The sequence below is a fragment of the Corallococcus sp. AB045 genome (assembly GCF_003668895.1).
In the GTDB taxonomy this organism is placed as follows: Bacteria; Myxococcota; Myxococcia; order Myxococcales; family Myxococcaceae; genus Corallococcus; species Corallococcus coralloides.
Map to the genome: position 1 here is coordinate 1 of NZ_RAWN01000276.1, position 9,857 is coordinate 9,857.

At 71.1% G+C, this 9,857-nt stretch carries 10 protein-coding genes; 4 read left to right on the plus strand and 6 right to left on the minus strand.

Annotated elements, in window-relative coordinates; all coding sequences use genetic code 11:
• Together D7Y21_RS37695 and D7Y21_RS37700 are read right to left on the minus strand one after the other, a co-directional pair.
• Positions 1–1,349 (minus strand): LpqB family beta-propeller domain-containing protein (locus D7Y21_RS37695; protein ID WP_121718278.1); only part of this gene is annotated, 1,349 nt, incomplete at its 3' end.
• Positions 1,346–1,807, minus strand: coding sequence for a hypothetical protein (locus tag D7Y21_RS37700; protein ID WP_121718279.1), 462 nt, complete (start codon positions 1,805–1,807; stop codon positions 1,346–1,348). The genes D7Y21_RS37700 and D7Y21_RS37695, both read right to left, overlap by 4 nt.
• 130 nt (positions 1,808–1,937) lie before the next feature.
• On the opposite strand from D7Y21_RS37700, the gene D7Y21_RS37705 reads away from it, so the two are divergent.
• Positions 1,938–2,408, plus strand: a complete 471-nt coding sequence (locus tag D7Y21_RS37705; RefSeq protein ID WP_233592019.1) for an SRPBCC family protein — start codon at positions 1,938–1,940, stop codon at positions 2,406–2,408.
• A 228-nt stretch (positions 2,409–2,636) separates the two neighbouring features.
• On the opposite strand, the gene D7Y21_RS37710 is transcribed toward D7Y21_RS37705, so the two are convergent.
• Entirely contained in the window at positions 2,637–3,797 is a 1,161-nt protein-coding gene (locus tag D7Y21_RS37710; RefSeq protein ID WP_121718280.1) for an AAA family ATPase, read from the minus strand.
• A gap of 45 nt (positions 3,798–3,842) precedes the next feature.
• Here D7Y21_RS37710 and D7Y21_RS37715 point away from each other — a divergent pair, with 45 nt between their 5' ends.
• The 3 genes from D7Y21_RS37715 to D7Y21_RS37725 all read left to right on the plus strand — a co-directional run bounded on the left by D7Y21_RS37715 (position 3,843) and on the right by D7Y21_RS37725 (position 5,970).
• Positions 3,843–4,463 carry a hypothetical protein gene (locus D7Y21_RS37715; RefSeq protein ID WP_121718281.1) on the plus strand — a complete coding sequence of 207 codons (621 nt, stop codon included), beginning with the start codon at positions 3,843–3,845 and terminating at the stop codon, positions 4,461–4,463.
• 20 nt (positions 4,464–4,483) lie between these two features.
• Entirely contained in the window at positions 4,484–5,194 is a 711-nt protein-coding gene (locus D7Y21_RS37720; protein ID WP_120567534.1) for a YqiA/YcfP family alpha/beta fold hydrolase, read from the plus strand.
• Positions 5,195–5,256: 62 nt separating this feature from the next.
• Complete coding sequence (locus D7Y21_RS37725; RefSeq protein WP_121718282.1) at positions 5,257–5,970, plus strand: esterase family protein; 714 nt, start codon at positions 5,257–5,259, stop codon at positions 5,968–5,970.
• A gap of 93 nt (positions 5,971–6,063) precedes the next feature.
• Here the strand turns inward: D7Y21_RS37725 and D7Y21_RS37730 are convergent, their stop codons facing one another.
• From D7Y21_RS37730 to D7Y21_RS37740, 3 genes are all read right to left on the minus strand, one after another.
• Positions 6,064–6,702, minus strand: coding sequence for a LysM domain-containing protein (locus D7Y21_RS37730; protein WP_199724646.1), 639 nt, complete (start codon positions 6,700–6,702; stop codon positions 6,064–6,066).
• Positions 6,703–6,805: 103 nt separating this feature from the next.
• Positions 6,806–8,212, minus strand: coding sequence for an MATE family efflux transporter (locus D7Y21_RS37735; RefSeq protein ID WP_120567532.1), 1,407 nt, complete (start codon positions 8,210–8,212; stop codon positions 6,806–6,808).
• Between the two features lie 79 nt (positions 8,213–8,291).
• Positions 8,292–9,857, minus strand: a 1,566-nt coding sequence (locus tag D7Y21_RS37740) for a beta-propeller domain-containing protein (protein ID WP_121718283.1), incomplete at its 5' end; no start/stop codon positions are given.

The following is a 9,857-nucleotide window of genomic DNA, read 5'->3' on the forward strand; positions in this document are numbered from 1 at the left end:
CCCCGAGGCCGCAGTACACAAAGCGGGCGCGCCTTCACCTCCGCCATCGCGGCGACGCCCTCCTCCTCCACCTCGAGCGCCACGGTCCCCTCCGAGGAGGGAGGCGGCAGCGAGAACAGCCGGTCCTTGCCGTCCTTCAACCACACGCGTTCATGCCCGCCATGCCCGCGCCGCGCCCCCTGGCTCAAGAGGGTCAACGGGAGCGCGCCCGGCGAGGGGGCCGGCCGCACGGAGTCGTCCAACACGTGATAGCGCCCCGTCCGGAAACCCTCGGGTGCCCGCAGCTGCCCGTGCAGCACGTAGGTATCTCCATGGCGCGCGAGCACGAGCAGTCCACCCGAGGAGCGCCATCCCGCCGCGACCACGCGCTGCCCGGGAGGCACCTGGACGCGCCGGGGCTTGGGCACGGTCGCGCGAGGAGAATGCGGCACCGCCATGGCCTCGACGGCACCATCCGCGGAGAACAGCAGCACGCGCCGGCCATCCCCGGAGAAGGAGAAGCCCACGATGCGCCGGTCGGCCTTGCGCGGCGTCCCCCCGGCGGACGCCCGCTCGGAACGGAAGGGATTGCGCAGCAGGCGCAGACAATCCTCCGGAGGCGGAAGCTCCAGCACCACCGGGCGGGGAACACGGGCCGAGGGCCGCACGTCCACATTGAGCCGGTGCGCGCCGGGCTCCATCGGTTCGGAGACCTCCACGCGGGACATCCCCTCCGCGCCCTCCAGACGCCCCAGGCGCGAGGAGCCCACGAGCCACACGTCCTCGGGCGCCCGTGAAAGGTCCAGGGCCTCGCGCCACGAGGACAGCTGCAGCGACGAGGCGGGCGTGGTGGAGCGGGCGTTGAGCCACGCGTGGAGCGACGGGATGCCCAGGCCCGCATGGGTGGCGCGAGCGGGATCGGTCTGGAGCGCGCCCCAGGTGAACGCCGCACCCGCGGCCTCCGCGCGGCGCGCGAGCACGACCAGCAGCGCGAGGTGCGCGATGCGCGGCAGGCCCAGTTGATCCGGTCCCACGTCCAGCAGCACCACGGTGCGCCGAGCCCCCTGCGGCTGCCGGAACGCGGGCTTGAGGAACGACAGCTCGCCGTACGCCGCGCGGCGCACCAGTTCGTCCGGCGCCTCCAGTGCCCAGAGCCACTCACTGACGAGCAGCCGTTCGAAAGGCCCCCGGCGCGAAAGCCCGTCATAGCCTTGAGGCTCACCGCCCTCGGACTCACCGCGAGGCCGCAGCGTCCCGACCGCCGCGGACAACCGCGCCACGTGCGGCCCCAGGTGCCGCGCCAGGTCCTCCGGGAAGAGGGACAGCTGCGCCGCCCAGGGGCGCAGCGCGGGAGGCAACGCGGTCGTCACGAAGCGGCCTCCACGGCCGTGGCGGACAGCCACGCGGTCAACGAGGCGCGCGCGACAGGCTTGGCCGCCGCGACGGAGACGAGCATCCCTGACGCGGGCAGCACCGCGAGCGGCGCATCGCCCTGCCCCGCGAGCAGCGCACGCTCCAGCAGCGAAGGCGCCACCTCCGGCTCCATCGCGCAGGGCAGCAGCAGCGCGGGCGCCAGCGGGTCACGCCCCAGATACACCGCGCCATCCACCCAGGGCAGCGAAGCAGCAGCCCCCAGCAGCACGAGCACGTCCGGTCCCGCGACACCGTTCCACGAAGCGAGCGTCGCGTCCTCCGCCCGCGAAGCGCGGTGTCCCAGCGCGAGCGCCACGGGGCCGACACCGGCCACGGCCACGGGCTCCAGGGGCAGGGCTCGGGGGCGCCAGCGCACGGGAAGTCCCGCGACGGCTGGTTCCAATGGCGGCCTCATGATGCCCTGCTCCCGCGCATCCCACGCCCGTTGATCACCCCGGCACTCTAGACCGCGCCGGGCATGACGCGCGACAGTCCGCCGGACTTCCGCTGTACAGCGTCCGGAGCCCCTGCCCATGCTCCCGAGCATGAGCACGACCCGGATCCGCCACCACCTGAAGGCCCCCCGTGCGCGCGTCTACAGCGCCCTGATTGACGCCCGCGCGGTCGCGACCTGGATGGTGCCCGACGGCATGACGAGTCAGGTGCACGTCTTCGAACCGCGCGAGGGCGGCGCGTTCCGAATCTCGCTCACCTACGACGCGCCCACGGAGACCGGCAAGACGACCGCGCACACGGACACGCATCACGGCCGCTTCGTGAAGCTCGTGCCGGATGAACAGGTCATCGAAACCACTGAGTTCGAGACTACCGACCCCGCGCTTCAAGGAGAGATGATCATCACGTTCACGCTCACCGACGCGCAAGGTGGGGGCACCGACCTCCTCGCCGTGCACGAAGGACTCCCACCCGGCGTGCCACCCGCCGACAATGAGATGGGATGGAGGATGTCCCTGGAGAAGCTCGCGAAGTACGTCGAGCAGAAGCCCTCGGCGTAACGACAGCGCCCGAGCCACGACCTTCAGCAGGGCCGATGAAGGTCGTGAAGTGCCGATGGGGGTGTGCGGCTGCGCATCGGCGTACCGGCAGCGCCCGAGCCGCGACTTTCAGCAGGGCACGTGTAGGACGTGTTGTGCCGCATCAGCGTGACGACAGCGCTCCCACCACGAAGCAAAGGGCGTGTCGTCCCGCCAGGGCATGCAGCTCCGAAGGAGAAGCCACCAGCGTCACGCCGCGCGCGTGCTCGCTTCTTCCTCCAGCACCACCGCCACCGCGCTACGCAACGCACGCAGCGTCTCCGGCAGTGCTTCCGGTGCGAAGCCCGCATCCATCTCGCGCGCCACGCCCTCCAGCTTGAGCCGCCACGCGGCCACCGCGTCCACGTCCCCTTCCACGGGCCGCGACTCCAGCAACACGTGCCCCGCCTGCGCGATGCGCTGGGCCCGAGCCAGCGGCCCCGCGCTCGCCTCCAGCGCCGCGGCCGGCAGCGCCAGGTTCTCCGACGCGGACAGCACGTCGCGCAGCACGTCGCGAGCCAGCGCCTGCGCCTCCTTCGTGGGCACCGCGTAGACGAGCGGCCACAGGTCCGCCACGCCCGGCGTCGTCCGCCCCGCCAGCGCCGCGGCGGCAGCCACCAACCGCTGCACCTTCACCGCGCGCCGGTCCGACAACGCGATGCCCGCGGCCCGCAACGTCCGCAGCGCTTGCGCCAGGTGCGGCCGCACCGGCCCCAGGTCCGCGCGCCGCGCCGCCTGCGCCACCACGTCCAGGGACGCAAGCGACGCCACTCGCGGCGCCGCGTCCGCCCACAGCGACGCGCCTCCCTCCAGCAGCTCCTCCAACCGCGGATCCGGCACCGGCTCCACGAAGATGCGCGCCAGGAACCGGTCCGCGAACGCGGCCAGCGCATCATCTTCGGGCAGCGCGTTGGACGCGCCCACGCACACCCGCAGCGGACACTGCATGCGCGTGTGGCCGCGCCGGAAGGTGCGCTCGTTCAGCAGCCCCAGCAGCGTGTTGAGGATGGCGGTGGAGCCCAGGAACACCTCATCCAGGAAGGCCACCTCCGCCTCCGGCAACATGCCCGCCGTCTCCGTCTCCACCAGCCCCTCGCGCAGCTTGCGCAGGTCCACCGGCCCGAAGATTTCAGACGGCTCCGTGAAGCGCCCCAGCAGGTACTCGAAGTAGGAGCCGCCCAGGCCGCGCGCCGTCCTGCGCACCGCCTCGCTCTTCGCGGTGCCCGGCGGTCCCACGACGAGCAGGTGCTCGCCCGCCACCGCCGACAGCGCCACCAGCTCCACCATCGCCTCGCGCTCGACCAGCCCCCGGCTCGCGTCGGTGAGCGCGTCGCGGACCTCGGCCACCGCGACCTCGAAAGATACGGACATGCCCGCAAGCCTAGCCTCGCCCCCGGTCCGGCATACAGTGGCGGCATGGATACGAAGTGGAAGTGGCTGGTCCTGGCGGGCGTCCTGGGCGCGGGGCCAGCGGTCGCGGACGGGTGGCATGGTTATGCTTCCCTGGGCGCGGGCATCACCCTGGATCATTTCAGCGACTGGCGCGCCAAGGGCCCCGCCCTCCAGGCCTGGCTCGCCGTGGAGACACCGCCCGGCCTGTCCCTGGGCGTCGTCTTCGAGACCACCCAGACCTGGGGCCAGCAGTTCGCGGAGGCCCAGAACCCGTCCGAGATGAGCCGCGTGCAGCTCGACTACACCGCCGTGGGCCTGGAAGCCCGCCTGCGCTTCCTCGGCGACAAGCCGGTGACACCGTGGGTGGGTGCGCGCCTGGCCAAGAGCTGGTCGCAGCCCTTCACCCCGGACAGCCTGGGCCAGCTGCGCCGCGAGGACTTCGACGTCACCAGCATGGCCTTCCGCGTGGGCCTGGACGGCTGGATTAGCGACCGGTGGGGCATCTCCGTCGCCACCGCCATCCAGTTCTGCGACGTGAAGTTCACCAAGGCCACGGATGACACCAACGCCAGCGCGGGCGTCAGCGTGAACATGTGCGCCAAACCGCTCCAGAGCATCGTCGCCGGCCCCGTGCTGCGCTTCTAGCGCGGGTACAGTGCGCGCCCATGAACGCGCCGCCCCCCACCTCCGGTCCCCGCTGGCTCTACCTGCACGGCTTCGCCTCCGGCCCCCTCTCCGCCAAGGGCGTCTGGCTGGACGCGTACTGGGCGAAGCAGGGCATCTCCCTGGAGCGCCTCAACCTGCGCGTGCCGTCGCTGGAGCACCTGAGCCTGCACGCCATGCTGGACACCGTGCGGGACGCGCTGGGCGCCCCCAATGACCGCTCCGTCCTCATCGGCTCCAGCATGGGCGGGCTCGTCGCCGCGCGCACCGCGGAGCAGGACGCGCGCGTGGGCGCACTGGTGCTGCTGGCCCCCGCCTTCCGCTTCGTGGAGCAGCTCCAGCGCCGCCTGGGCCCCAACAACTGGACGGAGTGGAAGCGCACGGGCTACCTGGAGACGGACGACCACGCGGAGAAGCGCCGCACGCGCGTGCACCACGGCATCATGGAGGAGGCCCAGCTCATGGACACGAAGCGCGGCCCCTGGCCCGACGTGCGCGTGCCCACCCTCATCATCCACGGCCGCCAGGACGACACCTGCGACGTGCGCTATTCGCGCGAGTGGGCCCAGGGCAAGCGCCACGTCCGGCTGGTGGAGGTGGACGACGGCCACGAGCTGACCGCCTCGTTGGAGCTCATCGCGAAGGAGGCGGATGCCTTTCTCACCCCGTGGCGAGGTGTGGAGCAACCCCGGCAGGTGTTCACTGGCGGCTGACCGGTGCGCGTCCGCACCGCGGTCGTATTCGCGCCGCGAACGCGCCGGTTAAGGTGGCGGCCATGAACCGCGAATACCACCGCTGGCACAGCCCGCGGCTGAACCGGGACATGGAAGTGCTGCTGTACGGGCACTCGGGCGAACCCGTCATCCTGGTGCCCACGAGCAAGGGCCGCTTCTTCCAGGCCGAGGACTTCGGCCTCATCGGCGCCATCGCGGATGGCATCGCCGCGGGCCGCTACGTCGTGGTGTGCGTGGACTCGGTGGATGAGGAGTCCTGGTACAACAAGGACGTCGCCCCCGCCGTGCGCGTGGCCCGCCATGCCCAGTGGGAGGACTACCTGCTGCATGAGGTGGTGCCGCTCGCGAAGGGCCGCGCCGCCGGAGGCCGCCTCACGCTCGCCGGGTGCAGCCTGGGCGGCTTCCACACGTACAACGTGGGCCTGCGCCACCCGGACGTCTTCCAGCGCCTCATCTCCATGGGCGGCAAGTTCGAGACGGAGGACTTCCTCGACGGCCACCACGACGAACAGGTGTACTTCCACACCGCGCCGCAGTGGCTGCCGGGCCTGCACGACCCCGGCCGCCTGTCCGCCCTGCGCCGCGTGGAGATGACCCTGGCCGTGGGCGAGCACGACTTCTGCCGCCCCTCCAACGAGAACCTCTCCAAGGTCCTCTGGCAGAAGGACATCCGCAACGACCTGTCCATCTGGGACGGCGGCACCCACGACTGGCCCGTGTGGCGGCAGATGATCCGCCAGTACCTGCCGGCCTGAAGTCCCCGTGGATGCCGGACTCGGGACACGACAAAGCCTCCGGTCGGAAGGACCCGGAGGCTTGGGATGCACCATCGTGAGCAGCCGGAAGGGCTACTCGATGGGCATGAACACCTTGAAGCCGGTGCGGCCGCTGTTCGTCGTGTTGCGCTCGATGAAGTCGCTGGCGGACGAGTGGCCGTCGCCCAGCGTCACCGCCGTGTGGCCGTAGATGCTGCCCAGGCGCGTGGAGGTGGCCTCCCAGGTGAGCACGAGGCCCGGAATCTTCAGCGCGTCCTCCAGGGACATGTTCACCTGACGGAACTTGTCGCGCGGCAGGTTGTTGTCGATCTGGTTGCCGTTGCCCGACACGCCGATGCCCATCGAGTTGCGGATGGCCCGGCTCACGCCCGTGGCGCACAGGCCCTGGCTGTTGTAGCCGCCCATACCCATGGCCGCCGCGCGCGCCGCCTCCGCCAGCCGGCGCCCCTTGTCGGTCCCGCCGGTGGGGGCCACGCCCATCGGGCCGCCCACGTCCTGCCCACCACCCACGCCACGCCCACCGCGAACGCCCTGACGGCCACCGGCGTCGAAGCTGTCACGGCCGGAGTGGCCGATGCGCAGCGTCCGACCCGAGAAGATGAGGTCCGGGTTCGAGATGTTGTTGTCGCGCGCCAGCTTCTGCACGGAGGTGCCAAAACGAGCGGCCAGGCCAGAGAGGGTGTCGCCGGGGCGGATGCGGTAGTTGGACATGTAAGCTCCTGGGACAATTGTCGGGTCTTCCAGATCCGTGTTGCGTCCGATTCCTAGATTCTTGGAGTTTCCGCCCACACTGCAAGTTTACAACCTACCCTCCTCAACCCTCCAGCGGCCTGAGGGTGCCCGCGCTGACACGCCAGAAGCGCCACAGCACGGCGGCGGCCACGGTGATGAGGCCCGCGCACAGGCCCCACCAGATGCCCAGCACGCCCATGCCCAGGTGGAAGCCCAGGAGCAGGGTCAGGGGCAGGCCCACGGCGTAGTGGCCCACGATGTTGGCCACGAAGGTGAAGCGCGTCTGGCCGGCGCCGCGCAGCACGCCCGCGCCCACGCCCTGCACGCCGTCGAAGACCTGGAAGATGGCGCTCACCATCAGCAGGGGCAGCAGGAGCGGCAGCACGTCCTCCGGAGCCCCGGCCAGCTTCGCCAGGCCCCGAGGGAAGAGCGCGAACACGAGCCCGCCGAGCGACATGACCACCGCGCCGAGGGCGAAGGCCATCAACCCGCTCCTGCGGGCCTGCGGCGTGTCATGCGCGCCCACGGCCCAGCCCACGCGCACGCTGCCCGCGTTGCCGATGCCCAGCGCCATGGTGAAGGTGAGGCTGGCGAAGGAGATGGCGATTTGATGCGCGCCCACGCTCTCCGGCCCCAGCTTCGCGGACAGCACGCCCGCCAGCGCGAAGACGCCCACCTCCGCCGCGATGTGCAGGCCGATGGGCAGCCCCACCCGGAACGCCCGCAGCTGGTCCGCCACCACCGGCTTGCGTGACGGCGTGCCCGGCACCGGGATGGCCTGCACCGCCCGCGCGACGATGAGCACCTCCAGCGCCGTGCACAGGAGCGTGGACAGCGCCGCGCCCGCCGCGCCCATGGCCGGCACATGGGTGAGCGGTCCCGCCCACGTGGGCAGCGACTCGCCGCCGAAGACGAACAGCGGCACCAGCATCACGTTGATGATGTTGGCCAGCACGGCGGACACCACCAGCGGCCGGGGCGTCCCGATGGCCTGCAGGTACGCGCGCACCGTGAGGAAGATGAGCATCAGGGGCAGGCTGGGCGCGCGGAAGTGCAGAAAGGCGCGCACCTGGACGATCTGCTCCTCCGCCACGCCCACCCACGGCAGGCCGGACGGCACGGTGATGAGCACCGCCCACAGCACCACGCCCACGAAGGCGGACAGCCACACCCCCTGCCAGAGCACGTCGCGCGCGCGGCGTGGGTTGCCGGCGCCAATGGCCTGGGACACCAGCGGGTCCACGCCCATCATCAGCCCCATCCCGAAGCTGCTAACGGCGAAGAAGAGGGCGTGGCTCAGGCCCACCGCCGCCAGGGCGGACGTGCCGGCCCGGCCGACGATGAAGGTGTCCGTCACGCTCATCAGGGACTGGCCCGCCTGCGCGATGCACAGGGGAATCGCCAGCGCCAGCAGGGCGCGCAGCTCCCCCTTGGCGCCGCGGGCCGGAGGGGAGGACGACACGGAGGGCTCGACGGCTTCGGGCGGCATGACGGGGCCTATAGGGAAGGGATTGCGCTGGTGCAAGCGACGCAATCCCCCGCCCTGTCTGACCGCCCGCCCGCCTGCGTCAGGGCGTGCTGACCGGGAACGGCACCGTGACGAGCGGCGTCTGGAGGCTTTGCACCTTCGACACGCGCACCCCCGCGTCGCTGATGGCGTAGACGTAGTCATCCGCCATCACGCTGCGGCGCACTTCCGGCGTGTAGTAGTAGCTCCACTGCGGCAGGTTCGTGGTCTTGAACAGGTCCGACATGGGCACCGCGCCCACCGGAGAGATGCCCGCCGCCAGGTCCACGCGGAACACGCGCAGCTCCGTGCGGAAGCCCTGCCAGTAGTCGTCAGAGGACATGTAGGTCCTCGAGTAGTCCGTGAACGGGATGGCCACCAGCCCCTTGGCCGCGAAGTAGTTGAAGGCCTTGTGCTCGTAGAGGGCCTCGCTCCAGCCGTAGGCCTCGCCCACCAGCTGCGTGGCGGTCTCCTTCGGGTTCGCCATGTCGCTCACGTCGAAGAGGGATAGCTTCAGGATGCGCGTCCCGCAGCAGCCGCCGTTGGGATCCGTGTGGATGCCCAGGGTCAGCAGGTGGTGGTCGCCCACCGGGTGCATGTACGTGGAGAAGCCGGGCACCTTCAGCTCGCCCACCTTGCGCGGGTGGGCCGGGTCGCTCAGGTCGAAGGTGAAGAGCGGATCCACCTGGAGGAAGGTGACCACGTAGCCGCGATTGCCCGCGAAGCGCGCGCTGAAGATGCGCTCGCCCTCGGCCAGGTCCTCGCTGCGGCCCAGCTCCGCCAGGTGCCCGTTCTTCACGCCCAGCGTCGTCACGCGGCTGGCCGTCGTGGTGCCGCCCCACCACCAATCCGCATGCTCCGGCTCCGGGAGGCGCGTGGTGACCGTGGTGGCCATGCGCAGCACGCCCTCGTATTCATCCAGGGCGAACTGGTTGATGGGCGTGCCCTCCACCGTCCCGGAGCCCGCGTACACCGCGCGGCCCGGCTGGCTCAGGTCGAACTTGTGCAGGTAGGTGAAGTCCTTCTGCCCCGGCTGCGGCCACCACCAGTAATGCGAGTGCGCCAGGTACAGCGACTCCTTGGACGCGTACACCGTGCCCGGCTCCGCCACCAGGCTGGTGCGCCCTGGCGCCGCCGTGCGCGCGTCCAGGTCCAGCGAAGCCACCGTCACGAAGCCCAGCGCGGACGGCGCGTTGCTCCGGTAGAAGTCACCGCAGGACGTGGGCAGCGACGTCTCCACGCCCGCCGCGTCCACGTGCTTGCCCGCGGGCAGCCACTGGTCCAGCGTGTTCGCGCGGATGTGCTTCTCGTTCTCGGCGATGAGCGCGTCGAGGGTCTTGGTGAGCTTCCCCTCGTCCTTGTAGAGGTCCTCCGAGTAGTCCACCCAGAACTTCACGGCCTCCGGCCAGCGGAACGCGTCCGCCAGCACCAGCCGCACGTTGCTGTCCACGCGGCGCGCCTGGTTGAAGACGCCGGGCAGGTAGACCTGATCCACCACCGTGGGGTGCGCCACGTCCGACACGTCCACCGTGGTCACCTTGGTGCTGTCCGCGTTGTAGTAGCCGCAGCCGAAGCCGTAGCAGGCCATGTCCACGACAGGCACCATGCCCCCGCCCACGCCCCCGCC

Coding starts and splice junctions, on each gene's coding strand:
- D7Y21_RS37730 (WP_199724646.1), bottom strand. CDS start 6,702: ATGTCCAACTACCGCATCCGCCCCGGCGACACCCTCTCTGGCCTGGCC.
- D7Y21_RS37700 (WP_121718279.1), bottom strand. CDS start 1,807: ATGAGGCCGCCATTGGAACCAGCCGTCGCGGGACTTCCCGTGCGCTGG.
- D7Y21_RS37735 (WP_120567532.1), bottom strand. CDS start 8,212: ATGCCGCCCGAAGCCGTCGAGCCCTCCGTGTCGTCCTCCCCTCCGGCC.
- D7Y21_RS37710 (WP_121718280.1), bottom strand. CDS start 3,797: ATGTCCGTATCTTTCGAGGTCGCGGTGGCCGAGGTCCGCGACGCGCTC.
- D7Y21_RS37720 (WP_120567534.1), top strand. CDS start 4,484: ATGAACGCGCCGCCCCCCACCTCCGGTCCCCGCTGGCTCTACCTGCAC.
- D7Y21_RS37715 (WP_121718281.1), top strand. CDS start 3,843: ATGGATACGAAGTGGAAGTGGCTGGTCCTGGCGGGCGTCCTGGGCGCG.
- D7Y21_RS37705 (WP_233592019.1), top strand. CDS start 1,938: ATGAGCACGACCCGGATCCGCCACCACCTGAAGGCCCCCCGTGCGCGC.
- D7Y21_RS37725 (WP_121718282.1), top strand. CDS start 5,257: ATGAACCGCGAATACCACCGCTGGCACAGCCCGCGGCTGAACCGGGAC.